25 protein-coding genes, 1 tRNA gene and 2 pseudogenes are annotated in these 24531 nt (G+C 66.4%); 10 read left to right on the forward strand and 18 right to left on the reverse strand.

Annotation, left to right across the window (positions count from 1 at the left end):
- Positions 1–188 precede the first annotated feature (188 nt).
- The 3 genes from JQT59_RS27185 to JQT59_RS27195 all read right to left on the reverse strand — a co-directional run bounded on the left by JQT59_RS27185 (position 189) and on the right by JQT59_RS27195 (position 3744).
- The gene (locus tag JQT59_RS27185; RefSeq protein WP_249353844.1) at positions 189–902 is read right to left on the reverse strand and encodes a cold-shock protein; all 714 of its coding nucleotides are present in this window, start codon (positions 900–902) and stop codon (positions 189–191) included.
- A 212-nt stretch (positions 903–1114) separates the two neighbouring features.
- On the reverse strand, positions 1115–1960 hold the full coding sequence (locus tag JQT59_RS27190) for an alpha/beta fold hydrolase (protein WP_213572701.1): 846 nt from the start codon (positions 1958–1960) through the stop codon (positions 1115–1117).
- Positions 1957–3744, reverse strand: coding sequence for an N-acyl-D-amino-acid deacylase family protein (locus tag JQT59_RS27195; protein WP_213572702.1), 1788 nt, complete (start codon positions 3742–3744; stop codon positions 1957–1959). Before JQT59_RS27195 ends, JQT59_RS27190 begins: the two co-directional genes overlap by 4 nt.
- 97 nt (positions 3745–3841) lie before the next feature.
- Between JQT59_RS27195 and JQT59_RS27200 the strand changes: the two genes are divergently transcribed.
- Positions 3842–4450 carry a TetR/AcrR family transcriptional regulator gene (locus JQT59_RS27200; RefSeq protein WP_213572703.1) on the forward strand — a complete coding sequence of 203 codons (609 nt, stop codon included), beginning with the start codon at positions 3842–3844 and terminating at the stop codon, positions 4448–4450.
- A 6-nt stretch (positions 4451–4456) separates the two neighbouring features.
- Here the strand turns inward: JQT59_RS27200 and JQT59_RS27205 are convergent, their stop codons facing one another.
- From JQT59_RS27205 to JQT59_RS27215, 3 genes are read right to left on the reverse strand one after another with little or no spacing between them, the layout of a single operon-like run.
- Complete coding sequence (locus JQT59_RS27205; protein WP_213572704.1) at positions 4457–4642, reverse strand: hypothetical protein; 186 nt, start codon at positions 4640–4642, stop codon at positions 4457–4459.
- Positions 4639–5157 carry an SRPBCC domain-containing protein gene (locus tag JQT59_RS27210; RefSeq protein ID WP_213572705.1) on the reverse strand — a complete coding sequence of 173 codons (519 nt, stop codon included), beginning with the start codon at positions 5155–5157 and terminating at the stop codon, positions 4639–4641. The genes JQT59_RS27205 and JQT59_RS27210 overlap by 4 nt, the downstream gene beginning before the upstream one ends.
- Positions 5154–5456 (reverse strand): ArsR/SmtB family transcription factor, encoded by a 303-nt coding sequence (locus JQT59_RS27215; RefSeq protein WP_213572706.1) that lies wholly within the window; start codon positions 5454–5456, stop codon positions 5154–5156. Before JQT59_RS27215 ends, JQT59_RS27210 begins: the two co-directional genes overlap by 4 nt.
- A 204-nt stretch (positions 5457–5660) precedes the next feature.
- Between JQT59_RS27215 and JQT59_RS27220 the strand changes: the two genes are divergently transcribed.
- Positions 5661–7274 carry a class I adenylate-forming enzyme family protein gene (locus JQT59_RS27220; RefSeq protein WP_213578121.1) on the forward strand — a complete coding sequence of 538 codons (1614 nt, stop codon included), beginning with the start codon at positions 5661–5663 and terminating at the stop codon, positions 7272–7274.
- Between the two features lie 53 nt (positions 7275–7327).
- Positions 7328–8632, forward strand: coding sequence for an MFS transporter (locus JQT59_RS27225; RefSeq protein WP_213572707.1), 1305 nt, complete (start codon positions 7328–7330; stop codon positions 8630–8632).
- A gap of 47 nt (positions 8633–8679) precedes the next feature.
- Here the strand turns inward: JQT59_RS27225 and JQT59_RS27230 are convergent.
- Positions 8680–8751: transfer RNA gene (locus tag JQT59_RS27230), tRNA-Cys, on the reverse strand.
- A 93-nt stretch (positions 8752–8844) separates the two neighbouring features.
- Here JQT59_RS27230 and JQT59_RS27235 point away from each other — a divergent pair.
- Both JQT59_RS27235 and JQT59_RS27240 read left to right on the forward strand, forming a co-directional pair.
- Positions 8845–10095 (forward strand): multidrug effflux MFS transporter, encoded by a 1251-nt coding sequence (locus tag JQT59_RS27235; RefSeq protein WP_213572708.1) that lies wholly within the window; start codon positions 8845–8847, stop codon positions 10093–10095.
- A 54-nt stretch (positions 10096–10149) separates the two neighbouring features.
- Positions 10150–10683 carry a MarR family winged helix-turn-helix transcriptional regulator gene (locus tag JQT59_RS27240; RefSeq protein WP_009474224.1) on the forward strand — a complete coding sequence of 178 codons (534 nt, stop codon included), beginning with the start codon at positions 10150–10152 and terminating at the stop codon, positions 10681–10683.
- 58 nt (positions 10684–10741) lie between these two features.
- Here the strand turns inward: JQT59_RS27240 and JQT59_RS27245 are convergent.
- The 6 genes and pseudogenes from JQT59_RS27245 to JQT59_RS27270 form a co-directional block, all read right to left on the reverse strand.
- Positions 10742–10996, reverse strand: a pseudogene (locus JQT59_RS27245) (enoyl-CoA hydratase-related protein); the annotation flags it as partial.
- A gap of 737 nt (positions 10997–11733) precedes the next feature.
- A pseudogene (gene mmsB, locus JQT59_RS27250) lies at positions 11734–12372 on the reverse strand (3-hydroxyisobutyrate dehydrogenase); the annotation flags it as partial.
- Positions 12369–13475 (reverse strand): enoyl-CoA hydratase/isomerase family protein, encoded by a 1107-nt coding sequence (locus JQT59_RS27255; RefSeq protein WP_213578123.1) that lies wholly within the window; start codon positions 13473–13475, stop codon positions 12369–12371. The gene JQT59_RS27255 and the pseudogene mmsB, both read right to left, overlap by 4 nt.
- 5 nt (positions 13476–13480) lie before the next feature.
- The gene (locus tag JQT59_RS27260; protein WP_213572709.1) at positions 13481–14632 is read right to left on the reverse strand and encodes an isobutyryl-CoA dehydrogenase; all 1152 of its coding nucleotides are present in this window, start codon (positions 14630–14632) and stop codon (positions 13481–13483) included.
- Positions 14633–14643: 11 nt separating this feature from the next.
- Positions 14644–16179, reverse strand: coding sequence for a CoA-acylating methylmalonate-semialdehyde dehydrogenase (locus JQT59_RS27265; RefSeq protein ID WP_213572710.1), 1536 nt, complete (start codon positions 16177–16179; stop codon positions 14644–14646).
- Between the two features lie 139 nt (positions 16180–16318).
- Positions 16319–16762, reverse strand: coding sequence for a protein-tyrosine phosphatase family protein (locus JQT59_RS27270; protein ID WP_213572711.1), 444 nt, complete (start codon positions 16760–16762; stop codon positions 16319–16321).
- A 157-nt stretch (positions 16763–16919) separates the two neighbouring features.
- Between JQT59_RS27270 and JQT59_RS27275 the strand changes: the two genes are divergently transcribed.
- On the forward strand, positions 16920–17171 hold the full coding sequence (locus JQT59_RS27275) for a hypothetical protein (protein WP_159921120.1): 252 nt from the start codon (positions 16920–16922) through the stop codon (positions 17169–17171).
- A 117-nt stretch (positions 17172–17288) separates the two neighbouring features.
- Positions 17289–17762 carry a hypothetical protein gene (locus JQT59_RS27280; protein WP_213572712.1) on the forward strand — a complete coding sequence of 158 codons (474 nt, stop codon included), beginning with the start codon at positions 17289–17291 and terminating at the stop codon, positions 17760–17762.
- On the opposite strand, the gene JQT59_RS27285 is transcribed toward JQT59_RS27280, so the two are convergent.
- On the reverse strand, positions 17748–18227 hold the full coding sequence (locus tag JQT59_RS27285) for a DUF1990 domain-containing protein (protein WP_213572713.1): 480 nt from the start codon (positions 18225–18227) through the stop codon (positions 17748–17750). The two genes, JQT59_RS27280 and JQT59_RS27285, sit on opposite strands and share 15 nt — an antisense overlap.
- 216 nt (positions 18228–18443) lie before the next feature.
- Here JQT59_RS27285 and JQT59_RS27290 point away from each other — a divergent pair, with 216 nt between their 5' ends.
- On the forward strand, positions 18444–18617 hold the full coding sequence (locus JQT59_RS27290) for a CsbD family protein (protein ID WP_109334986.1): 174 nt from the start codon (positions 18444–18446) through the stop codon (positions 18615–18617).
- 43 nt (positions 18618–18660) lie between these two features.
- Here the strand turns inward: JQT59_RS27290 and JQT59_RS27295 are convergent, their stop codons facing one another.
- Genes JQT59_RS27295 through JQT59_RS27305 form a run of 3 tightly spaced genes read right to left on the reverse strand, consistent with a single transcriptional unit; the run spans position 18661 to position 22755 of the window.
- Positions 18661–19092, reverse strand: coding sequence for a YkvA family protein (locus JQT59_RS27295; RefSeq protein ID WP_502939881.1), 432 nt, complete (start codon positions 19090–19092; stop codon positions 18661–18663).
- Positions 19093–19150: 58 nt separating this feature from the next.
- Complete coding sequence (locus tag JQT59_RS27300; protein ID WP_213572714.1) at positions 19151–19924, reverse strand: SWIM zinc finger family protein; 774 nt, start codon at positions 19922–19924, stop codon at positions 19151–19153.
- Complete coding sequence (locus JQT59_RS27305) at positions 19921–22755, reverse strand: DEAD/DEAH box helicase (protein WP_213572715.1); 2835 nt, start codon at positions 22753–22755, stop codon at positions 19921–19923. The genes JQT59_RS27300 and JQT59_RS27305 overlap by 4 nt, the downstream gene beginning before the upstream one ends.
- Positions 22756–22911: 156 nt before the next feature.
- Here JQT59_RS27305 and JQT59_RS37770 point away from each other — a divergent pair, with 156 nt between their 5' ends.
- Both JQT59_RS37770 and JQT59_RS27310 read left to right on the forward strand, forming a co-directional pair.
- Complete coding sequence (locus tag JQT59_RS37770; protein ID WP_268962579.1) at positions 22912–23037, forward strand: hypothetical protein; 126 nt, start codon at positions 22912–22914, stop codon at positions 23035–23037.
- Between the two features lie 86 nt (positions 23038–23123).
- On the forward strand, positions 23124–24032 hold the full coding sequence (locus JQT59_RS27310; RefSeq protein WP_213572716.1) for an NADP-dependent oxidoreductase: 909 nt from the start codon (positions 23124–23126) through the stop codon (positions 24030–24032).
- Positions 24033–24056: 24 nt separating this feature from the next.
- Here JQT59_RS27310 and JQT59_RS27315 read toward each other — a convergent pair whose 3' ends face one another.
- A complete protein-coding gene (locus JQT59_RS27315; RefSeq protein ID WP_213572717.1) occupies positions 24057–24440 on the reverse strand; it encodes a hypothetical protein in 384 nt (127 codons plus the stop codon).
- Positions 24441–24531 lie beyond the last annotated feature (91 nt).

Here is a 24531-nt window from a genome sequence, read left to right on the forward strand (position 1 = left end):
GGCGAGCGCCACGACGAGGCGAACATGGCCACCATCGACCGCTGACCGCCGCGCTGCTCTCGTTCCGGAAGACAACGATGCCCTAGTACGACGGGACTCGGAGGTCGATGCCGAATTCGTCGGCGACGAGGCCGCAAAAGGTCTCGAATCTCATTGTTGCTGTGACCCTGTCGTATCGCGGCGGGGTGCTAGCTGCCGTGTTGCTCCACGCGTGTGGCCCGATACCGATAGCCGTCCTGATCGGTTACCTGTTCCCAGTCGAGAGTGACGGTGGCACCCACAGCTAAGGTTCGGAACCCTTCTCCGACGATGTCGCTGTAAAAGGCCCAGCAACCGCCCGGTGTCTGAGCGGAGTCGATAACTCCCCACCCCTCTTCGTCATTCCACATCTGCACGGTGCCCATGGCTTGGCCGGTAACACGGGGCAGAGCTGGCACCGGCTCCGCCAGTTCTGCCTCGGTGATCTCTTCGACGCTGCCGTCCGCGTGTACCGTCCACGCCCGCGACCTGAAAGCCTTCGGCTCGTCATAGGGCTGCTCGCCGGCCGGCCAGGCCCGACTGCATTCGTAGAGAAGGCCCGACTCGGGCTGTTCGCCGCGATGCCATTCGAACTCCACCTGTTGTCCTTCGGACAATGCGGGGAATCCGTCTACCGCGACCGCACCGAACATGATGTGGCATCCACCTGGAATATCGTCGCCGTCGATAATACCCTGCATGCCTTCGATATCCCAGCTACGGACCACTCCTCGGCTCGTCATCGGTCCATCTTCAGCGCCGCCACCTGGTGCGCCGGGAACGGAGGCGGGAATGGGGTCGGAGGCTGCACCGTTGATTAGCAGCCCTACTGCCACACCGGCAACCACCACACCGCCGGCCGCGAACGCAAGGGGCTTGCGCACAGTGGCTCCTTCCACCTCCGGCCCGTCCGAACCCAACGGATCGATACCCGATCGTTGATGGAGCGTGCTTGGCACTAGCTTGTCACGCTGCGACGACTTGGGGGGACACCTAGATCATGTAGGCGCGGAGGACCGCACGCGACTCTTGGATGGTCCCAGACGCAGCCCGCGCGAAGCGCCTCCCGGCGAGTACCAGGTGTCGCGGCGGGTCGCTAGTGATCGCGCAAGTGGTTGCCGAGTAGTTCGTCGAGGCGCTCGGCAGCCTCGTCGGGGATCCAGTGGCTTACGCCGTGCAGCACCTCGTACGTGTACGGGCCGTCGACGAACCTCGCGGTCAGTTCGGGTCCGACCGGGCCGATTGCCGTGTCGCCGTCGCTCCAGACGAAGAGAGTGGGTACGCGGACCTTGCCGGTCACCGAACCCGGCGAGGCCAAGAACATTGCGCGATACCAGTTCAGGGCCCCCCGGGCCCGACTTCGGTCGCGCATCGATTCGAGGTCGCGCTTCGCCCGGTCCGGGGCCTGCCCGCTGGAGAGCAGGGCACGGTAGCCGTAACCGTCCGAGGCGATCATCCGCTCCGGGATCCACGGCAGCTGGAACGCGAACATGTACCAGGACAGCAGGATCTGTCGACTGGTGAGCATCGCCCGTAGGAACGCCGCCGGGTGCGGCACCGACAACGCCGTGAGCGTGCGGATCCGGTCGGGCCGTTCCGCCGCGATACCCCACGCCACCGCAGCGCCCCAGTCGTGCCCGACGACATGCACCGGGCCGAGGCCTGCCTGGTCGATGAGCGCGACGACGTCCGCTACCAGCTCCGAGGTGCGGTACGCCCAACGGGCGCGAGGCCTGGCCCCGGCCGAATAGCCGCGCTGGTCCGGCGCAAGGGTGCGGAAACCGCGCCTGTGCAACAGTGGCGCCACCTTGTCCCATGATCTCGAATCCTGTGGGAAACCGTGGAGCAGCACCACGGGGGCTCCGTCGATCGGACCCTCGTCGCGAACGTCGAACACGAGCCCGTCCCGGGTGAACGTGCCGATCCGTCCCGTGCCGCTCATCGGACGGCCGGCTCACGCTCGCTGTGGTCTGCGGCCGACGCTCCCGCGCGGAGGAACCGTCCCGTCTTGGTGACGCCGAACCCGCCGGTGAACTCCCCGTCGCGGTAGACGAGCCTGCCGTTGATCACCGTCGCGACCGCCGCGCCGTCACTGCGGTTCACCATTCGGCGCAGACCGCCGTACTCGGGGACCTCGGCCTCGAACAATCCGTCCACGGTGGCGTCGAGGCCCGCCGGATCGATGACGACGAGATCGGCGCGGTCCCCTTCCCGCAGGTGGCCGGCATCGATGCCGTACCAGTCGGCCAGTTCTCCCGTCAGCCGGTGGACGGCGCGTTCGACGGACAAGAAGGGCTTGCGGTCGGACTGCGCGTCCTTGACCTTCTTCAGCAACCGGATCGGATAGTTGTAGAACGCCATGTTGCGCAGGTGCGCACCCGCGTCACCGAATCCCATCTGCACACCGGAACTGGCGGCCAGCTTCTTCGCGAACTTCGGCCGGTGATTGGCGATGGTGGTGCGCCACCGGAGGTCCGTGCCGTACTTCACGACGAGGTCGAGGTAGGCGTCGACCGGATGGACGCCGCGCAGCTCACCGACCGCGCCGAAGGTGCTGCCGATCAACGTCTCGTCGGGGCACCCGACGATCACCGCGTCGTAGAAGTTGCGGTGCCAGATGCGGGGGCTGAACTTGTTGTCGTAGTCCTTGCGGAACCGGCGTCGGTAGGACTCGTCCTGCAGCAGGGCATTTCGCTCCACCTGGTCCTTGAGATGCAGAGCCGCCGCGCCGGCGCCGAACTCCTCGAACACCACCAGATCGATGCCGTCCGCGTACACGGTGAACGGCACGGGCAGGTGCTGCCACTTGAAGTCGGTCTTGGCGAATCTGTTGAGTAGCGGCGCAGCGCCGAGCATGAAGTACACGATCGGCGGGTACGCCTTGGAATCCGCCGCGGAGAGTAGCGACGTCTTGAGGGGCCTGCGGCGGCCGAGACCCGAACTCTCGGCGAAGAATCCGAGAATGTTGGGATGCAGGTTGATCGTGGGTGCGCTCTGCAGGATCTTGCCGCGCTCGCGCAGGATCCGGTTGAGGAAGCGGAATTCGCGCCACCGCGCATACGTGGAAGGCAAAGAACGCGAACGATATTCGTCGCCATCGATCTTGTCGAGCGCATTCGTCATCGATGACAGACCGAGGAAACCCGCATCGAGGGCCTCGGTGACCATCGCACCCATCCGCTCGAGTTCTCCGGCGCTGGGCTCCACCCGCCTGTCGGTGCCGCGGCCGAGCCCCAGCACGCGGGTGCGAATGTCGGAGTGCCCGATGAAACCGGCAACATTGGGACCGAGCGGAAGCGATTCGAGCGCGTCGACGTACTCGGCCGGATTCTGCCAACTCTTGTTGTCGTCGAGGATGCGCAGCACCGAGTCGTGGGGTACGGCCTCGACCCGGCTGAACAGGTCGGCGCATTCGCGGGGTGTCGAATACACCGTCGACAACGAGCAGTTCCCGAGGACAACGGTGGTGACGCCGTGCCGGACGGATTCGGGCAGGCCGGGGCTGACCAGGACCTCGGCGTCGTAGTGCGTGTGCACGTCGACGAAGCCGGGCACCACCCACTTGCCCGCCGCGTCGATCACTTCGGTGTCGGGCCCGACGAGGAGGGGCTCCGCGGAGGCCTTGACGACGACTCCGTCCCGAATGCCCAGATTTCGGCGGCGAGGCGCAGACCCGGTTCCGTCGAACCACAGCCCTCCGTCGACCACTATGTCGAAGTCCGACATGTTGCGCTCCTCACACTCAGTTGGTGTTACACGACGTTACGTACACCGTTGAGTGAAAGTCAATGGGGTGTGCCGTCCCGTCCCTTAGAGTGCAGAGATGCCCGCCGCTCCCCGCTCCCCCGCAGATCGGCGCGCGCAGATCCTCGACGTCGCCATGCGACTCCTCGACTCGGTGCCGTTCGAGCAGCTGTCGATGGACCAGGTGGCGGCCGAGGCAGGCGTCTCGTCGCCACTGTTGTTTCACTACTTCAAGAACAAGCACGGGTTTCGCAACGCAGTGCTCGTAGCCTCGGCCACCGAGTTGCAGCGGAGGATGACGCCCGACACGTCGCTCCCCCTTCCGGCGCAGCTGCGCGCGGGTGTCGAGACGTTCGCCGAGGCGGTAATCGCGCACCCCGCAATCTATTTAGCCGTCATGCGCATGGCGGGCAGCGGGGACCACGGCATGCGAAAGATCTACCGGGGAATGCGGCGCACGTTCACCCGCTGGATAGGCGCGTCGCTGGCCGAGCTCGGGGTGTCGACGACACCCGCGCTCGAGGCGGCGATCTCGGGGTGGCAGGCATTGATGGAAGAGATCGTGCTGTCGTGGCTCGATGAACCGACCATGGACCGCACGGACATGATCGATCTCTGCGAACGCGCTTTCTATCACCTGCTTCCGGCGGCAGGCGTCGACGTCGACGCACTGGACGTGACACGCTGATCCGGATCACACCCGGACAGCAACCCCGGGCTCGCCTCCCACGCCTTCGCGGCCGGGTTGGTCGACGCGTGCCAGGTGTTCGTCGTTCCCGTCGTTGCGGGAGGCGGCACCCGGTCTCTCCCGGAGCGCGTCCGGTGCGGGCTGGAACTGCTGGACGAGCGCCGTTTCGGCAGAGGGTCTACCGGATGTCATTGGCCGGCGCGCTGCGCCTCCAGGAATTTCCGTCCCGGCGTCGGGTCGACGCCGAAGCGCTCGGCGTAGCGCTCGTGAAGTTCCTCCCACCCATCCCACGACCCGTGCGCCTCCGCCTCGGAGAGGTACCCGCCGGCGAGATGAGGTTCGAGCCGCGAGAAGTAGGTCTCCCAGCCGGCCGCGGTCTGCGCTGCGATCGCACGGTCGCCGAAGACATGGATGAAGATCAGCCGGCATCCGTCGCCCTCAGCGGTCAGATCGAAGCTGTACCGCTCACCGCCGAAGGTCCACGCCAGCCGATGGGGTTCATCGACCTCGGTCACCTCGCCGGTCGCGCCGTAGGCCTCGAAGGTCTCCCCTGTCGCCGGTGTCCACTCGGCGGCGGCGGGAAACCAGCGCTCGAGCTCCGCCGGCACGCTGACCGCCCGCCACACGCGTTCGACCGAGTGGGCGAGTGTGCGCTCGAAGCGCAGCGCCGGGCGGCCGTCGATCGTCTCCAGGGTTCCGTCGGTCATGGGTTCTCCTCCAGGTGTCGTTCGAGGGCGTCGAGGCGCCTCGACCAGTACACGCGGTACGGCTCCAGCCACTGGTCGACCTCGGCGAGGGGTTCTGGGCGCAGCGCGTACAGACGTTGTTTGCCATCCGCGCGCACCACGACGAGCCCGGCCTCGCGCAGCACCTTGAGGTGCTTGGACACGCCGGGCTGACTGAGCGCGATGCGCTCCACCAGTTCTCCGGCGGGCCGCTCACCCTCACGCAGCAGGTCCAGAATCTGTCTGCGGTGCGGCTCGGCCAGGGCGGCGTAGGCGCTCATAGCCTCATATTGCCAGATGGAAATATGAGCTGCAACCGTCGCTGGGGTGGCCACGGAACCCGGTCTCTGCCGAGCGGCGGGCGGGCCCCGACTTGACACTTCTCGTGTGACACACAACACTTGCCCACACCGACCGAGCGAGTGATCGGTCGGCCGCTCGAATTCGGACATCCCGTTCCGACCGAGCCGGAGAAAGGACATGCGGTGTCGTCGACGTTCATCAACGACGGAATCCAGGAGCCACCCGTGGCGACCACTCTCGACGCGTGGCGGTCGCGCGTGGAGGCGCATCCCGATCACCCCGCCGTGGCCTATTTCGATGGCACCCTCACGGCGCGCGAGGTCGACGACCTGTCGGATGCCCTCGCCGTCGCACTGGACGAGTGGGGTGTCGGGCGCGGTGACCGGGTGGGCATCTACCTGCAGAACGTGCCGCAGTACGCCCTCGCTCTGCTGGCGCTGTGGAAGGTCGGCGCTGCAGCGCTGGTGCTCAATCCGATGTACCGCGGAAACGAACTCCGCCGCCTCGTCGACGATGCGGAGCCGATCGGCATCCTCTGCGAAGACGTGAGCGTCGCGGCCACGGCGGAGACCCTGCGTGGCAGCAGCGTGCGATTCTCGATCAGCACCAGCGCCCTCGATTTCCAGACCCGCAACGATCCGCGGGTGTTCGAGTCAACCACGCGCGCCACGCCGGCGGCCGACGGCGACCTCGTCGAACTCCTCGCGCGGTTTCGCGGCAGGCGGCCTCCCCTGGTCGAACTCGACGAAGACGACCTTGCGCTGCTCACCTACACCTCCGGGACCACCGGCCCACCGAAGGGCGCGCTCAACTCCCACGCGAACGTGCTGGCCACCGCACTCGACTTCGGTGAGTGCGCCCGCGTCGTCGACGGGGACGTCGTGTTCGCCGTCGCTCCCCTGTTCCACATCACCGGCGCCGTGCTCAATGCGGGTGTCGCCCTCGTCCGGGACTGCCTGCTCGTCTTCGCGAACAGGTTCAACGCGGCCGTCGCACTGGAGACGCTCGTGGAGCACCGGGTGACCTACACAATCGGCTCGATCACCGTGTTCAACGCGCTGTCCGAGGTTCCGGCCGTGAGCGCGGACCACTTCGCCTCGGTCAAGACCCTCTACTCGGGCGGCGCGCCCATCCCGCCTGCCACCGTGGAGAAGTTCGAAGCCCGATTCGGCAAGTACATCCACAACGCGTACGGGATGACCGAGACGACGGCCGGAGTGATTGCGGTGCCACCCGGCCTGCGGGCGCCGGTCGACCCGTCGAGTGGCTCGCTGTCCATCGGACTCCCGCTGCCCCGGGTGGACATCCGCGCCGTCGACCCGAATGGTGACCCTGTTCCGCCCCACACCGCAGGCGAACTGGAAATCGCCGGACCGCAGGTTGTTTCGGGCTACTGGCGCAACCCGGACGCCTCGCGGGACACACTGCCCGGCGGACGGCTGCGCACCGGGGACGTCGCGATCATCGACGAGGCGGGGTGGGTGTATCTCGTCGACCGGCTCAAGGATCAGATCAACGTGTCCGGGTACAAGGTGTGGCCCCGTGAGGTCGAGGACACCCTCTACGAACACCCGGCCGTGCACGAGGCCGCCGTCGTCGGGCAACCCGACGACTACCAGGGCGAATCGGTGGTGGCCTACGTCTCGCTCCGCAAGGGCGCGACCGCCACCGAGGACGAACTCGTCGCGTTCGCCCGCGACCGGCTCGCCGCGTACAAGCGGCCGCGGCTGGTGCACATCATCACCGACCTCCCGAAGACCCAGACGGGCAAGATCCGTCGCAGCGACCTGCGTTGACGGCTCCTCCCCTCGACATCTCGACTCCGCGACCCCGACGAAAGTGACTGCACGTGAACGTCGACCTCACTCGCCAGGCGCAGCCTGACACCCATTCCGGCACCACCCTCGCCTCCCGCAAGAAATCGCTCCTCGCCAGCTCCGTCGGCAACGTCCTCGAGTGGTACGAGTGGAGCGCGTACGCGGTGTTCGCCCCGTTCATCGCGGCGGCGATGTTCAGCAACTCGGACCCGGTCTCGGCCCTGCTGTCCACGCTCGCGGTGTTCGCGGTCGGGTTCCTGATGCGCCCACTCGGCGGGATCATCTTCGGCCGGATCGCCGACAAGCGCGGACGTAAGTTCGTCCTCGTCACGACCATGCTGATGATGGCCACCGGCAGCCTGATCATCGGGGTGATGCCCACCTACTCGACCATCGGCGCGTGGGCGTCGTTGATCCTGCTCGCGGCGCGCGTCATGCAGGGCTTCGCGCACGGCGGCGAGTCCGCGACCGCGTATTCCTACGTCGGAGAGATCGCGCCTCCGCACCGGCGCGGCATGTGGGGAAGCGTCGCGTTCATCGCGATCTTCGGCGGTTCGGTGCTGGCCTACACCGTCGGCGGCGTCGTCACCTCCTCCCTGTCCGACACCGCTGTCGGTCAATGGGGTTGGCGTATCCCCTTCCTCATCGGCGCGCTCCTGGCACTGTTCGCCCTGTACCTGCGCCGCAGCATGGACGAGAGCGACGTCTTCGATGCTGCGCAGAAGGATGAGGATCAGCCGAGCATCCCCCGCCGCACCGTCGTCCGGGCGATCCTCCTCATGATCGGGATGACCTCGGGCATCACGGCCGCGCACTACACGTGGACGTCGTACATCTCCACGTACGCGATCACGCAGCAGGGCATGAATCCCGACACCGCGTACTGGATGCTGGTGATCGCTCAGCTGATCGCTCTGGTCTCGCTGCCGTTCCTCGGGTTGCTCTCCGACATTATCGGCCGACGGCCCATGCTGGGCGCCTTCGCGGTTCTGATGTTCGTCCTGCAGTTGCCGCTGACGATGATGATCACGTCCGACGGGTGGACCCTGCTCGTCGCCACCACCGTCGCCCTGCTGATCGTCGCGGTCCCGGCGTCGATTCTGTCCTCCACGCTGTCGGAGAGCTTCCCGACGCGACTACGCACGCAGGCGATCGGATTCGCGTACTCCTTCTCCGTCGCGGTGTTCGGTGGCACCGCCCCGTACCTGAACCAGCTTCTCCTCGGACTCGACCTCGGCTGGGTGTTCGGCGTCTACATCATGGTGCTGGCCGTCCTCACCGGCGTCGCGTGCCTGTTCATGAAGGAGACCAAGGGCATTCGCCTCGAAGACGTGTGACCACGCGAAGAGAACCGGCAGGTGCATCACCTGCCGGTTCTCACCCGAGCGAGTGACGGGATTCGAACCCGTGTGAACGGCTTTGCAGGCCGGTACCTCAACCACTCAGTCACACCCGCATCGATGATTACTGTGCCCGGCCGGTGCCCCGGGCGCGAGGGTTGCGCTCACGGTGATTCTGAAACCGACACGCCGGGGCGGGAACAAACCACGTGCCCTCGTTGCTGTGTTCCTCCGTGACCGACACCGAAGAACGCGCCGCCCCGACGGCCGACCGGACAACCACCCGTCCCAGCCTTCGGGTGATCCTGGTGCTCGGCGCGATGGTGGCCCTCGGCCCCTTCACCATCGATATGTATCTGCCCGCGCTTCCGGACATCGGAACCGACCTCGGCGCGTCCTCGTCCGCGGTCCAGCTGACCATCACCGGCACCCTGCTCGGCCTCGCGCTGGGGCAGTTGATCGTCGGACCGCTCGCGGACAGCCTCGGGCGCAGGCGTCCCCTGATCGCCGGTATCGGTGTCCACGTCGTCGCGTCCGTGCTCGCGGTCTTCGCGCCGACCGTGGCCGTGCTGGGTGTGCTCCGCGTCTTCCAGGGCATCGGGGCCGCCGCCGCAGCGGTGGTCGCGCTCGCGGTCGTCCGCGACCTGTTCTCTGGGAACACCGTGGCCGTCGTGATGTCGCGGCTGATGCTCGTGCTCGGCGTCGCACCCGTTCTCGCCCCGAGTATCGGCGGGGCGCTCCTCATCGCCCTCGACTGGCGCGGCATCTTCGTCGTCCTCGCCGTGATCGGCACCCTGACGGCATTGATCGGGGTGTGGGGTCTGACGGAGACGCTGCCGCCGGAGCGGCGGCGCAAGAGCAGTCTGCGCGCCGTGCTGGGCACCTACAAGAGCCTGCTGGGTGACCGCACGTTCATGGTGCTCGCACTCGTGTCGAGTGTGGCGATGGGATCGTTGTTCTCGTACGTCTCCGGTGCGTCGTTCGTGTTCCAGGACCAGTACGGCCTGGACGAGCAGCAGTTCGCGCTGCTGTTCAGCTCCGGCGCGATCGCTCTGATCGGCGCCTCGCAACTCAACGTCCGCGCCCTCGCACGGTGGTCACCGCTGCAGATCACGGTGTCGGCCCTCGCCTTCGCGACGGTGGCCGGGCTGGCGCTGGTCACCACCGCCCACTTCGAGTTCGGCGGGCTCGTCGGGTTCATCGTTCCGCTGTGGTTCCTCCTCGCCGGTGTCGGCTTCGTCCTGCCCAACGCCCCGGCACTGGCCCTCGGCCGGCACGGGGAGGCGGCCGGCACGGCGGCCGCACTGCTCGGCGCCCTGCAGTTCGGCGTCGGCGCACTGATCGCTCCCCTGGTCGGCGTGCTCGGCAACACCGGCGTCGCACTCGCGGTCACGATGACGGCGTGCGCGGGACTCGGGCTGGTGGCGTTGGCGGCCGCCGCGAAGGCGGAAGCGCACTGACGACACGCTCGGCAGACTTTCGCGGCCCATCACCCGACATGGGATGATCGACGCATGCCACCACCGTCACCACTTCATCTCGACCCCATCGAAGAGGCCCACCGGCAGTGGACGAAGCACGGCTGGGGTGATGTCGCCGACGGGATGGCTGCGGTGACCTCGGTGATGCGGGCACAGCAGATCATGATGGCCCGGGTGGAAGAGGTGCTCAAGCCGTCGGGGCTCACGTTCGCCCGGTACGAATTGTTGACACTGCTGACGTTCACGCGCACCGGCGCACTCCCGATGGCGAAGGCCAGCGCGCGCCTTCAGGTTCACCCCACCAGCGTGACGAACGCCGTCGACCGGCTCGAGACGGCCAACCTCGTGCGGCGTGTCCCGCACCCTAGCGATCGCCGGGCGACCCTGATCGAAATCACCGACGCGGGAAGGAAACTGGCTGTCGAGTCCACTGAGCGACTCAACGCCCAGGTGTTCTCGCGCCCCGGGGTGTCCGGTGACAAGCTGGAACAACTGGTCACAATCCTCGCCGAACTGCGCCGCGAGGCAGGCGATTTCGACACCGGAGACGCCCCCACCAAGTGGTGAGAGACGACTGTCGCCCCGTACCGGATCCGGTACGGGGCGACAGTCGTTTTCGGGGCTTCTAGCGGTGCTTGAAGACGGGCGCACGCTTCTCGACGAACGCCGCCATCCCTTCCTTCTGGTCCTCGGTGGCGAACGTCGAATGAAACACCCGACGCTCGAACCGGACGCCTTCGGTGAGGGTGGTTTCGAAGGACCGGTTGACGGCTTCTTTCGCCATCATCGCGACCGGTAGCGACATTTCGGCGATGGTGGTCGCGGTCTGCAACGCCTCGTCGAGCAGGTCCGCGGCGGGGACGATCCGGGAGACCAGTCCGGGTGCCCAATTCTGTCCACATCCGCTATCAGTTCATTGCGTTTTTGCTTGATCCCCAGCACAGGCTACCGTCGTTGAGCGCTGATCTGGCAGCGCAATCATCTTCTGAGCTGATCTGGTCACTGAATTTCGGTAAACGAATCGATATTGTAGAGCAACGCTGATCCCACCTGCATCGTTGAGCAAAACTGCAAGACCGCGATCAGGCAGCGCTGCCCCATCTCCAGGAAAAAGAGAGCAGTTGTCGAGGACACCACATCCTGGTCGGCCCTCCGATGTTCAGCGCTGCAGAGCGTCCAGATCCTTGTCCACGACGAACTCCGATCGCATCTGTCTGAACTGATCAGAATACGGACCTCATCCGGTCTCGCGCCCCGCTGGTAGCCCAAAAAGGCTGGATGTCCTCTCAGTGCTGAGGGGTGATGAATCCCATCTCATCTGGTGTTCGAGTAGAATAACTGTAACCAGTTTCTTCATTCCTCCCCACTCCAAATGACAAAGCGCTGAGTTAACGTGATGTTGTTGATTGATACCATTGAGAAACCGCTACAATTTAGGCAAAAACTGTTGTGGTAAAGTTTTTATGACTCAGTTGATGTCGTTCCCTCGATATCATTTGGTATCACAATCGTACTGAACTGAGCGTCCTTGTCATCTCACTCGCAGAATGAACGCTTGGGTAGTCGTTATCATCAGCTCGCCTCATATCTTTATTCAGTGTCGAAGGTCGCGAGCAGAACGCTGAAGACTCGCCCCGACGCGTTGGACGCGACGTCGAACAGGGCCTGGTGACTGAGCCCGAGTTTCTCGCCGAGGACGAACGCCTCGCTGACCGCGATCATCGACACCCCCAAGATCATGTTGTTGCAGATCTTCGCGGCCTGCCCGTTCCCGGGGTTCCCGCAGTGCACGACCTTCTTGCCCATCACCTCGAGTAGCGGCTTCGCGGCCTCGAAGTCCTCGTCGCTGCCGCCGACCATGAACGCGAGCGTTCCCGCGGCCGCGCCCATGACCCCACCGGAGACGGGTGCGTCGACCGAACGGTGCCCGGCGGTGACCGCCTCCTCGTGTGCCGCCCGGGCGTCCGCGACGTCGATCGTGGACGAATCGATGAACAGGGTGCCCGGCTTCGCGGCCGGCAAAATTTCCTTGTACAGGCCGAGGACGAGTTTGCCGTTCGGCAGCATCGTGATCACCACCTCCGCCTCGCGGACGGCGTCGACGGCCGACTCGGCGACGGTGACACCGTCTTTGGTGGCCTGCTCGAGGGCGGCGGGGGCGAGGTCGAAACCGACCACCGTGTGCCCGGCCTTGACGAGGTTGGCCGCCATCGGACCACCCATGTGGCCGAGTCCCAGAAATCCGATCGTGCTCATGATGCAGTCCCTCCTGGACGCGTGTCGCTGGTCGAAGCCGCTGCCGGGACGGCTGCGGTGGGTGGGGTGAGGCCGAGTTCGAGGTCCCCGAGCGGGGCGAAGAACGCGTCGACCTGCTCGTCGGTCACGTCGGCGAGGGTGGCGGGCGACCACTGCGGGTTGCGGTCCTTGTCCACCACCTGCGCCCGGATGCCCTCGACCAGATCAGGGGAGCTCAGGCAAGCGACGGACACCCGGAATTCGTCGTTCAGGACTTCCTCGAGGCCGCCGGCCTGCCGGGCCCGGCGCAACGATTGCAGGGTGACCGCGCACGCGGTCGGCGACTTCGACAGGATCTGCTCGGCCGCCTTCTGAGCCTCCGGCACCCCACTGCCTTGCAGGCGGGCAACGATCTCGGGAACACTGCCCGCGGAGTAGGCGGCGTCGATCCACCCCTGCTGCGCCAACAGTTCGGACACAGGGGCGGGTTCGGTGAACCGGGCGAGGGCGTCGTCGATCGAGGTCTGTGTGAGTGCCTCGATAAAGCTGTCGATCTTCGCCGAGGGGATGTAGTGGTCGGCGAATCCGCACGCGATCGCATCACCGGCGCTCAGCCGGGCGGTGGTCAACGCGATGTGGGTGCCCAACTCGCCCGGGGTGCGGGCGAGTAGGTAGGTGCCGCCCACGTCGGGGACGAACCCGATACCGGTCTCGGGCATGCCGATCATCGACCGTTCGGTGACGACTCGGACGCTGCCGTGCGCGGAGACCCCGACGCCGCCGCCCATCACGATGCCGTCCATGATCGCCACATACGGCTTGGGGTAGTTCGCGATGGCCGCGTTCAGGATGTACTCGTCGCGCCAGAACTCCCGCGACCCGGTACCGCCCTCTTGGGCGTCGTGGTAGATCGACACGATGTCGCCACCCGCGCACAACCCCCGCTCGCCGGCCCCGGTGATCACCACCGCCCGCACCCGATCATCGTCGGACCATGCGGCCAACGCCGCCGCGATCTGCCGCACCATCGAGTGGTTGAGGGCGTTGATCGCCTTGGGCCGATTCAGCACAAGCCGGCCCACACCGTCCCGCGTGTCGACAATGACCTCAGATTCCGAATTCAGGTCGCTCACCCTGCCGCTCCTTTATTTCCGACGACGCTGCGGGCGATGACGACCCGCATGATCTCGTTGCTGCCCTCGAGGATCTGGTGCACCCGCAGATCCCGGACGATCTTCTCGATGCCGTACTCGGCCAGATACCCGTACCCGCCGTGGAGTTGCAGCGCCTTGTTGGCGACCTCGAAACCGGTGTCGGTGGCGAACCGCTTCGCCATCGCACACAACTCCACCACCTCCGGTGCCCCCTCCTCCAACGCGGCCGCCGCCCGCCACAACAGGGTGCGGGCCGCCTCGAGTTCGGTGCGCATGTCGGCGAGCTGGAACTGCAACGCCTGCGAGTCGAGCAGCGGCGCACCGAACGCCTTCCGGTCCGCGAGATACGCGACCGCCTTCTCCAGCGCGGCCTGCGCGCCGCCGACCGAGCACGCCGCGATATTGAGCCGGCCCCCGTTCAAACCGGCCATCGCGATCCGGAACCCACCCCCCTCGCTGCCCAGGAGATTCGCCGCCGGCACCCGCACATCCTCGAAGATCACCTGCCGGGTCGGTTGGGCGTTCCAGCCCATCTTCACCTCGTTCGGCCCGAAGGACAGCCCCGCCGACTCCTTCGGAACGATGAACGCGGAAATCCCCTTCGGCCCACCCTCCCCGGTGCGGGCCATCACCACATACACATCCGACGTCCCCGCACCGGAGATGAACTGCTTGACCCCGTTCAGGACGTAGTCGTCACCGTCGCGGACCGCCCGGGTGCTCAACGCCGCCGCATCCGACCCGGCACCCGGCTCGGTCAGGCAGTAACTACCCAACTGATCCATCGCACACAACCCCGGCACGAACGCACGGCGCTGCTCCTCGGTGCCGAACCGGTCGATCATCCACGTCACCATGTTGTGAATCGAAATGTAGGCGGCGATCGACGGACACCCCCTCGCGAGCTGCTCGAAGATCCGGGCGGCGTCGACCCGGGTCAGCTCCGAGCCACCCACATCCTCCCGAATGTAGATCCCACCCATCCCCAACGACGCCGCCTTCCGCAGCACATCCACCGGGAAATGCTTGGTCTGATCCCACTCCACGGCATACGGCGCCAGATGCTCGGCCGCGAAGTCACGGGCCGTCTCACTGATCGCCCGCTCGTCATCGGTCAAGGTGAACATGGGGTTCCGTTTCAGTTCATGGTGGGGATGACGAAGTGGTTGTCAGGAGCGGAGCCTGCGGAGCGACCCTCGGGCCCTGCTTCCTTCTTGCCTGAGGGCCAACGCTGGGTCACGGTCTTGGTCTTGGTGTAGAAGCGGAACGAGTCGGGTCCGTGCTGGTTGAGGTCGCCGAAGCCGGAGCGCTTCCACCCGCCGAAGGTGTGGTACGCGATCGGCACGGGGATCGGGACGTTGACGCCGACCATGCCGACGTTCACGCGGTTGGTGAAGTCGCGGGCGGTGTCGCCGTCGCGGGTGAAGATAGCGACGCCGTTGCCGTACTCGTGCTCGGTCGGCAGGCGGAGTGCTTCCTCGTAGTCCGCGGCACGGGCGACGAGCAGGACGGGTCCGAAGATCTCTTCCTTGTAGACGCGCATGTCGGTGGTGACCTTGTCGAACAGGGTCGCGCCGGCGAAAAAGCCGTTCTCGTGCCCCTCGAGGGTGAAGCCCCGGCCGTCGACCACGGCCTCCGCACCTTCGTCGATGCCGATCTGGATGTAGCTGTCGACGCGCTCGAGGGCGTCCTTGCTGACCAGAGGTCCGAAGTCGGCGTTCTCGTCGTCGCTGCGACCGATCTTCAGGCCGGCGACACGGTCCTTCAGCTTCGCGACGAGAGCGTCGGCCGTCTCCTCGCCGACCGGAACGGCAACCGAGATGGCCATGCAGCGCTCGCCGGCCGAACCGTAACCCGCGCCGATGAGCGCGTCGGCCACCTCGTCGAGGTCGGCGTCGGGCATGACGATGGCATGGTTCTTGGCGCCGCCGAAGCATTGCGCGCGCTTGCCGTGGGCAGCAGCGGTCTCGTAGATGTACTGCGCGATCGGGGTGGACCCGACGAAACCGACTGCCTTGATGCGATCGTCGGTGAGGAGGACGTCGACCACTTCCTTGTCACCGTTGACCACGTTGAAGACTCCGGCCGGCAGACCGGCCTCGAGGAACAGTTCGGCGAGGCGCAGCGGCACCGAGGGGTCGCGCTCGGAGGGCTTGAGGATGAAGGCGTTACCACACGCGAGGGCCGGCCCGGCCTTCCACAGCGGAATCATGGCCGGGAAGTTGAACGGGGTGATCCCGGCGACGACGCCGAGTGGCTGGCGCATGGAGTACACATCGATGCCGGTGCCCGCGGACTCGGTGTACTCACCCTTGAGCAGATGCGGGGCGCCGACAGCGAACTCGATGACCTCGAGTCCTCGTTGGATGTCGCCCTTCGCGTCGGGAACGGTCTTGCCGTGCTCGGACGAGAGCAGGCGTGCCAGCGAGTCCATCTCGCCCTGCACCAACTGCAGGAACTTCATGAGGATGCGTGCGCGCTTCTGCGGATTGAAAGCGGCCCATTCGCGCTGCGCTTCCACCGCGTTGGCGATGATCGCCTCGGTCTCGGCCTTGTCCGCCAGCGGCACCCGCGACTGCACCGCACCGGTGTTGGGATCGTAGACGTCGCCAAACCTGTTGGAGGCACCCGGTACACGCTTGCCGCCGACGAAGTGGGATAGCTCTTGAACCATTGTGCGAACCCGTTTCTTGCTCGATGAATCAGGGAGTTCCGAATATATAGCCCATCCTATAGTTGGATGTCCTTGCATGTCTAGGTGTGAATCGCGAGACGCCGGGCGTCGTGAGCCAACCGTCGGTCACGCCGACGACTCACGGCCCGTCGGCAGACGGGAAGCGAGCAACGAACCGGCGTTGCCACGGTGTCTCCACGGCACGGGGAGAATAGTGCCGGCGGACGTAGTCGACCGCCGCCGAGTTGGGCACTCCGTCGAGTACGGCGAGGCAGGCAAGCGCTGTGCCGGTGCGCCCGACGCCTCCCCCACAGGCGATCTCGACGCGATCCGACTCTGCGCGCGCCCACACTTCGCGTAGCGCAGCCGTCGCCTCGCTGCGATCGGACGGCAACCAGAAATCGGGCCAGCGAAGCCAGCGATGTTCCCACTCGACGAACGGCGGGCGGCGGCCCAGCAGATACAGCGCAAAGGTGGGATGGGGAGCGGGCGGAAGCGGGCGCCTCAGCCCCCGTCCGCGCACGCGTCGACCCGACGGAAGTTCCAGCACTCCGGCCGCGCCGGGCTGCCACGGATCGGTCACCGCACGACCATAACCCGCATCGTTCGCCCGTATGCCCGTCGACGAAACCGGCGCGCCTGGTTTACCAATCAAGGAACGGTGGTATCTCCTTGGTGGAGTCAGGCCGCCCGGTTTTCCGCGGACGCGACCCGACGTGGTGCGAACGAGGGGTGCCGGCATGACCGCGACGGTTGACGACCTTGCCCAGTCCACCGCTCGACTGCGGTCCGATCTGAACGCGTTCGAACAGCGGATCAAGGACCTGACCGAAGCATTCGACTTGCTCGACCGGAGCATGCTCACCAGCAGCGACGAATCCATGGTGCTCGAGGTGATAGACAACCTCAGTGACGCCCGTCTGGATTTGACCACCGCAGACCGGCACCTCGAGGCCGCTGTGCGGCACGTCGAGCGGCTGTCCTTGGCTTGACCGCAGCGGCCGCCACCGACTGCTACCTGTGAGGTTTGCCGACTCCACCGAGTGGGGATGCTCGCTCTGTGAGCGCATCCGCGCTGCATCCGGCCGAATTTTTCGGGGAGGGTCGTCATGAACACAGTCACGTCCGGACTCGTCGCCGGAGCGGCCGGGGTGACCGCACTCAACACGGTGACGTACCTCGACATGGTGGTCCGCGGCCGTCCCGCAAGTACGGTCCCCGAAGAGACGATCGATTCGGTCGCCGCGAGTCTCGGGGTTCGAATACCGGGGCGCGGAAGTGCCATGCAGTCCCGCCGGACGGGGCTGGGCGCACTCGGCGGAATTGCTGTAGGCCTGGGCATTGCTGTGGGCGCCGGCCTGGTCCGCCGCACCGGATTTCGCTTGTCGCCGACAGCAGGTGCCGTAGCCATCGGTGCGGGTGCGATGGCTGCCACGGACATCCCGATCGCCGTCCGCGGCATCAGTGATCCGCGGAATTGGTCGGTCCAGGATTGGCTCAGCGACATCGTCCCGCATCTAGCATACGGCGCGGCCGTCCATGCAGTTCTCCGACAGCAGGACGCGAAGTTATCGCTTCTGTGACACCAACGCGTCGAGATAGCGCCGCGTCATCACCTTCTGCACTGCCCGGTTCGCGGGGCCGCCGAGTCGGGTGAACCACCGGCCGGGCCGCGAGAAAGCGGAGATACTCGCAACGACGGCGTCGTCCGGTCGGTGTTCGATGACGAATCGCTCTTCCCCCGTTTCCGGGTGTCCCTCGAGCGACCCGTAGGCGAAACCCTTGACACGGGGCTCGTCGACGACGTAGATCACCCGGCAACAGAAGGTGAGTCCGACCGGACCGATCCCCCACCGAAGCTCGACGGCGGCGTCGGGAGTCGCCGTAGGAGTATTGAGGCCGACCTTCACGCCGGCGCCGCGGTGCATCCCCCAGGTGAACAGCTGTGCGACGGCGGAGTCGAACACTGCGGAACCACGACCGATCACCTTCTGCTCGTCGAGATGGTGGTATCCACTCGGAAACGGAAGGTCACGACTGGCGCCCACCTCGGTATAGGTGAACTCACGCGTGTCACAGGGTTTGCGGCTGACGGCAGGCTCCTCCCGATCCCCGGTCGGTCGATGCCGACCGCACGAACGCCAGCCTAGTCCGGGTGCGGCCGGGGGCGCATCGAAAGGATGTGCACCCGAGAAGTAGTCGAGTGGCCGAACCGCAATCGGATTAGGATTGCAGTGGACGTCATCCACTCGGAGGAGCACGCCATGAGCATCGTCGACAAGGCCAAGAACGCCGTCCAGCACGCTGCGGGAAGGTCCCGGGAATCGATCGGCCGGGCCACCGGAGACAACGAGCTGAAGAACATCGGCAAAGCGGACCAAAGGAAGGCCAGTGTGAAGAAGGCCGCCGAGCGAGTCAAGGACGTGTTCAAACACTGACGCGGAGCGAACTTTCCGGAGCGCCTCCCAACCGAACGCACCGTCAGGCACGACGGTGCGTTCGCGGTTGCGCGATATGTTGAACGGCCGCAAGACCTTCAGGAGTGCCGGGCCAATGCCGGGCAAGTGCGTGTGCGCCCGCTCGACGGGTCACCGAGCGTAGAACGAGAGCCACCACCAGTACGTCATCGGCATATCCGATGACGGGGATGAAGTCGGGTATGACGTCGATCGGTGCGGCGAGGTAGATCAGGAGAAGCGTGAGCCGGATCCGGATGCCCCGGGGTAGCGTGGGATCTCCCGCCAGTCGACGCACGAGACGCACGACATCCGGCAACAACCGAAGTACATCGGTGACGGGCATGGTCCCGGAATTTGTTCGCATCAGAGCGACCACCAGCAGCAGCCAGAGCACAGCGATGCCGGCAGCCGCACCGACGATCATCGGCCAGGCCGCTGCCCACAGCTCGTGCAGGGTCACCTACCGATTTTCCCGCACACGGCGGGGAGCACCACATCACCCAACGCCAGGATCAACGGAGATGCTGATATAGCGTGTTCAGGTCCGCGATGACGGCGTCCACCCCGCGCTCATCGGCGCACACGGATCGGATCGCCTTGCGCAGCAACAGGGGGTCGAGGTCGTCGACCGCCGCCCGGAAGTCGGTGTCGGGCAGGGCGGGTAGTTGGGCGCTGTCACCGAACCAATCGGCGACATCTTCCTCGGCGTTGCCACCGCCGACTCCCTCGATCAGCATGTCGAGGTCGACCCCGCGCAGGGTCAGTATCTCCAGGGGGTTCTCGTCGATCCGCTCCGTGGTCAGATATGCGACCGCAGCGGCGTGCTTACACGGCCAGCCGTCGTCCGGACAGGTGCAGTCGTAGTGGAGCGCCGAAGAGCCGGACGGTAACAGGAGGGGACCGAGAATTTCCGGCACCGCCCCACCCGCGAGCATCGCAAGGCTGCCGGGCTGTTTCCGCACCAGCGTGACCAATTCGGCGATCTCGTCCTCGTCGAGCCGGTCGATCGAGACGGTTGCGACGAACGGCTGGAGCTGGCTGCCCTGGACTTCGCCGGTCACCATCCCATGGCTGATTTCGAGGGAGACGACCTGTCCGCTGCGCGCGTAGCTGCGGCCACGACTCATCCGCCCCTTGTCGCCGACGAACTCGATGATGTCGACCAGTTCCCGTCCCCACCAGGTGTGGCCGAATGCTCCCCGCCGCGAGCGTGCTGCCAGGCCGCCCTGCACCGGTCGTCGTGAGCCGTACCGAGCGAAATGCGGTGCCGGTCGCCGATCCGTCATTCGCCGACCGCCTCGTCGCCGAGTCGCAGCAGCTCGCCGAGCTGTTCGGTGCTCATCTCCGTCACCCAATTCTCACCGGTTCCGACCGCGAGATCGGCCAACTCCTGTTTGGTCGCGATCATCGCGTCGATCCGTTCCTCGAGCGTGCCCACGCACACCAGTTTCCGCACCTGGACGTCTCGGCGCTGCCCGATGCGGAACGCCCGGTCGGTGGCCTGGTTCTCGACCGCCGGATTCCACCATCGGTCGAGGTGCACGACGTGATTGGCCGCCGTGAGGTTGAGCCCGGTACCCCCCGCCTTGAGTGAGAGCAGCATGATCGGCGGTCCGCCGTCACCTTGGAATGCCGCCACCATGTCGTCGCGCTTCTGTTTGGTGACGCCTCCGTGCAGAAACGGCACGGCGGTACCGAAACGCTCGGACAGGTACGGTGCCACGAGATCGCCGAACTCGCGGAACTGGGTGAACAGCAACGCTTTCTCGCCGTCGGCCAGTACGGAGTCCAGGATGTCCTCGACAAGACCGAGCTTTCCCGACCGGTGCTGACCGCGGCGCGTCACCGCGGACCCGTCCCGCAGAAAGTGCGCCGGATGGTTGCATACCTGCTTGAGTTTGGTCAGCGCGGCAAGCACGGCACCCTTGCGCTTCATCCCCTTCTTGTCCCTGATCTGCGCCATCATGTCGTCGACCACCGCCCGATACAGCGCCGCCTGTTCTGCGGTGAGATTGGCGCGCACCGTCATCTCGAACTTGTCGGGGAGGTCGGCGATGACCGCCGGATCGGTTTTTACCCGGCGGAGCACGAACGGTGAGGTGACAGCCCGCAGCCGGGCCACGGCGGTCTCGTCCTGCTCCCGCTCGATCGGAACGACGAAGCGTTTGCGGAACATCGCCTCGGAGCCCAGGATGCCGGAATTCGCGAAATCGAGAATGGAACGCAATTCGTCGAGCCGGTTCTCGACGGGTGTGCCGGTCAACGCCACCCGGTGCGCAGCGGGGATACTACGGGCAGCCCTGGCCTGGGACGTCTTCGAGTTCTTGATGTGCTGCGCCTCGTCGAGCACCACCCGGCGCCACTGCTGTTCCTTCAACTGCGCAAGGTCGCGTGCCAGCAACGCGTATGTGGTGATCACGAGGTCACTCGCACCGACCGCAACCGTCAGCTCTTCACCGGTCAGCCGTTGCGGGCCGTGGTGGACATGCACACGCAAGGTCGGAACGAAGCGGGCCGCCTCTCGTTGCCAGTTGCCGACCACGGACATCGGGCACACCAGAAGTGTCGGCGAAGGCGCGTTCTCGTGCGCCAGCAACGCCAGCAGTTGCAGGGTCTTACCCAGGCCCATGTCATCGGCGAGGACGGCCCCCAGTCCGAGCCTGCTCATGAACGCCAGCCAGTCGAGCCCCCGCTGCTGATACGGCCGCAAGGTGGCGTCCAGCCGGTCGGGGACCGGAACCTGCTCCGGCTGCACGTCGCCTTCGAGTAACGCGGCAGCCCACCCGCTCGCCGTCACCTCGTCCACCGGAAGGCGCGAGAGATCATCTGCAATAAGGTCTTTGATCAAGTCGACGATGGCACGGTCGCCACTTCCCTGCCGTTCCGTCACGTAGCGTGCCGCGCGAGCGAGCACTTCGGAATCGGCCCGCACCCATTCACCACGCAGCCGCACCAGATCGCTCTTGGAATTGACCAATCGAGTCATTTCGGCGGCCGTCAGGACGGTGTCCCCGAGCGCCAGCTCCCAGTCGTACTGCACCAACTGGTCCTTGCCGACCGACCGGTTCTCCGCGCTCGCCGGGGTCCCCGGCGAACTGACCCGCAACCGCATGGACGGCGACGCCACACTCCAGGCCCGCGGCAGCAACAGGCTGATGCCCTTCTCTTTCAACGCGACCGCCCCGTGCCCGACCAGGTCGATCACGACCGCGGTGGGGAGGAACAGATCGAGGCTGTCGGGGTCGCTCGGCACGTCCTGCAGTCGCGGATACGCCGCCACGGCCTCGGTCAATTTGCGGACACCGATCTGGAGGCGGCTCGCGTCCGTGTGATGCAGGGGAATCGGAACCGGGGCTTCGCCTTCCGGACGCAGGCACACCTCCAGCCGCCACAGGGCGGTGTCCGGATCCCAGTCCCCCTCGACGTCGGCGTCGTCCGGTTCGAGCAGGCGCAACACCAGTTCGGGCTCGTCCACGGTGAGGCTGTCACGCCAGCGGTCGAGCGAACCGGACAGTTGCGGCGTTCCCTCGTCGTAGGAATCGCCGTGCGCGAGCGCGGCGAGGAGCGGATGCGGCGGATGGCTGCGCCGACCGTCGAGCGGGCGGTGGCCGAGAACGTGACGGGTGATCGGGTCGGTGAGTTCGGTGACGAGGTCGTCCAGCACGGAGCGGGCGCCGCTCCCGTGGCGCTGCACCGGCGGCATCGCGACAGTAAGTTCGGTCAGCCAGGCACGCTGTCGTTCACCGCCGAGCAGTCGCCAACGCGGCCACCATGTGCCCTCCGCACGATGCGTTTCGGGGACCACCCGACCGGCACGCGCCCATCGCTCGATTCCGCGCACCGTATGGGCGAGGTACCGCAAATCGCCGGCGATCCGCGAATCCCACGGCGACACCGCCAGCAGGAACTCCGCGGCATCGGGCGGGGCCAAAGCCACCGCCGGCCACTCGACCAGCTCCGGACCCGAGGGCGCCGGCATCGGCACCTTGACATGGTGCCGGAACTTGCGCTGCAATACCCGGCCGACAGCATCGGCGGCGGACTCCTCAGCCACGAGATCGCGGTCCTCGACCCACAGCATGAGTCCCGAACCCGGTGTCCAGAGACCGTGCAGCATGGACCCATCCAATCAGGCGGAGCCGACAGCATCCGAAGTCCCTGCATTTTCCGTGTAACCGTGGCCGGGGCCGAACCGATGAACGTGGTGGCGGCTGTCCGCGCCGAAGCGCACCACGGATCGCTGCCGGAACCACTGCAGTGATCGGAGGAAGACATGGACTTTGCACAGATTCTCGAAGGCTTGCTCGCCCTGCTCGAGGCGCTCGGACCCTTGATGGGCGGCGAGGGTGGCGGCGGGGGCGGCACAGGATCGTTGGGCGGCCTGTTCGGCAGCTCCTGACCTGTCGACAATGAGCCCGTCGGGATGCCCGGCGGGCTTCGTCGTGCCCGATCCGCGAACGCGCCGTCCGTGATAGGAGTTGAGGCGTGAGCACCGCATACGGCTTCCGCGAGTACGGTGGCCCCGAAACCCAGCAGTTCTTCGACGTCGCCGTCCCGTTCCCGGGCCCCGGACAGCTGCAGGTGGCTGTGCACGCGGCCGGGGTGAATCCCGCCGATTGGAAGGTGCGGGCAGGTACCCGCAAGGACACCGTGCCCGTCACGCTTCCGGCAGTGCTGGGCCGCGAGGTGGCGGGAGTGGTCACCGCGGTCGGTCCTCGGGTCGCCGACTTCGCGGTCGGCGATGCCGTGTTCGGAGCGACGGCCACCGGTTACGGCGGGTACGCCGATCACACGATGCTGAATGCGTCGTCGACGGCACACAAGCCCGGGTCCGTCTCCTTCGCCGACGCCGCCACCCTTCCCGTGGCAGCAGGCACCGCCTACGACGCGATGTCCACGCTGAACCTGCCCGCAGGAAGCCGATTACTCGTGATCGGTGCCGGCGGCGGCGTCGGGGTCGCTGCGCTGCAATTGGCGGCCGCCCGGGGCATCGCTGTTCTCGGAGTCGCGAGCCGGAGTAAGCGTGACGTGGTCGAGTCCCTCGGCGCGGAGTGGCTCGAGTCCGGCACCGGGTTGGCGACGCGGATATCGGAGCCGGTCGATGCCGTATTCGACCTGGTCGGGGGTGACGCGCTGGCCGATGCGGTCAGGGTCGCCCGAGATCCGGCCGCGATCGTCAGCGTCGGCGACCCGCTCGCTGCCCGTGATCTCGGCGGTTCGGGCGTGGAACGAAGGCGCACCACCGCAGTCTTCGCCGAACTGGCTGCCCTGGTGGCCTCCGGTGTCCTGGACCCGCGGGTCACCCACCGCTTCCCTCTCGCGCAGGCGGGTGAGGCACTGGCGCTGGTCGAGTCCGGCCACGCGGCGGGCAAGGTCGTGATCGAGGTGGGTTAGTCGCCCGCCGCTCGGCTCGTCCCGTCAGACAGCTTCGCGAGCGGCGGAGGGCCAGCGTGTGGACCGGCCGGGGGTCGGGCGGCACAACTGCCGGCCGTCGAGCGCACCGACTCGGGCCAAGACCTGGTCGACCGCATCGACGAGCCAGTCGCCGTGCACGGTGACGAGTGGTTCTTCGGCGTCGACCGATCCGCGGCCGACGAAGTGCACCGTCCAGCCACCATCGGCGTCGGCATCCCGCAGGGCGCCGTCGGCCGTGGCGATCGCCAGGAGGTGACAGCCGAGCGTCAGATCGACGCGCACACCTACACCTGCCGCCGTCTCGACGAGGCGTGCGGGTCGATCTGTCGCCAGGGTGAGAGCGAGGAGAGCATCGTGGTAACGCCCGATTTTCGGTGAGTCACTCATGTTCGCCACCTTTTCTACTGAGACCGAACCGTACGACGCTGTCCTGATCGTTGCCGCCGCTCATGTCGCGGGGGCGACCACAAAGTCACGA

It is taken from the genome of Rhodococcus sp. USK13 (assembly GCF_018343855.1).
Lineage (GTDB): Bacteria > Actinomycetota > Actinomycetes > Mycobacteriales > Mycobacteriaceae > Rhodococcus_F > Rhodococcus_F oxybenzonivorans.

Bases quoted from the DNA above. Each gene is read 5' to 3' on its own strand.
- JQT59_RS27215 (WP_213572706.1), bottom strand. From the start codon at position 5,456: ATGAGCGCCTACGCCGCCCTGGCCGAGCCGCACCGCAGACAGATTCTG.
- JQT59_RS27290 (WP_109334986.1), top strand. From the start codon at position 18,444: ATGAGCATCGTCGACAAGGCCAAGAACGCCGTCCAGCACGCTGCGGGA.
- JQT59_RS27315 (WP_213572717.1), bottom strand. From the start codon at position 24,440: ATGAGTGACTCACCGAAAATCGGGCGTTACCACGATGCTCTCCTCGCT.
- JQT59_RS27240 (WP_009474224.1), top strand. From the start codon at position 10,150: ATGCCACCACCGTCACCACTTCATCTCGACCCCATCGAAGAGGCCCAC.
- JQT59_RS27200 (WP_213572703.1), top strand. From the start codon at position 3,842: ATGCCCGCCGCTCCCCGCTCCCCCGCAGATCGGCGCGCGCAGATCCTC.
- JQT59_RS37770 (WP_268962579.1), top strand. From the start codon at position 22,912: ATGGACTTTGCACAGATTCTCGAAGGCTTGCTCGCCCTGCTCGAGGCG.
- JQT59_RS27300 (WP_213572714.1), bottom strand. From the start codon at position 19,924: ATGACGGATCGGCGACCGGCACCGCATTTCGCTCGGTACGGCTCACGA.
- JQT59_RS27205 (WP_213572704.1), bottom strand. From the start codon at position 4,642: ATGACATCCGGTAGACCCTCTGCCGAAACGGCGCTCGTCCAGCAGTTC.
- JQT59_RS27275 (WP_159921120.1), top strand. From the start codon at position 16,920: ATGACCGCGACGGTTGACGACCTTGCCCAGTCCACCGCTCGACTGCGG.
- JQT59_RS27210 (WP_213572705.1), bottom strand. From the start codon at position 5,157: ATGACCGACGGAACCCTGGAGACGATCGACGGCCGCCCGGCGCTGCGC.
- JQT59_RS27280 (WP_213572712.1), top strand. From the start codon at position 17,289: ATGAACACAGTCACGTCCGGACTCGTCGCCGGAGCGGCCGGGGTGACC.
- JQT59_RS27195 (WP_213572702.1), bottom strand. From the start codon at position 3,744: ATGTCGGACTTCGACATAGTGGTCGACGGAGGGCTGTGGTTCGACGGA.
- JQT59_RS27190 (WP_213572701.1), bottom strand. From the start codon at position 1,960: ATGAGCGGCACGGGACGGATCGGCACGTTCACCCGGGACGGGCTCGTG.
- JQT59_RS27265 (WP_213572710.1), bottom strand. From the start codon at position 16,179: ATGGTTCAAGAGCTATCCCACTTCGTCGGCGGCAAGCGTGTACCGGGT.
- JQT59_RS27260 (WP_213572709.1), bottom strand. From the start codon at position 14,632: ATGTTCACCTTGACCGATGACGAGCGGGCGATCAGTGAGACGGCCCGT.
- JQT59_RS27305 (WP_213572715.1), bottom strand. From the start codon at position 22,755: ATGCTGCACGGTCTCTGGACACCGGGTTCGGGACTCATGCTGTGGGTC.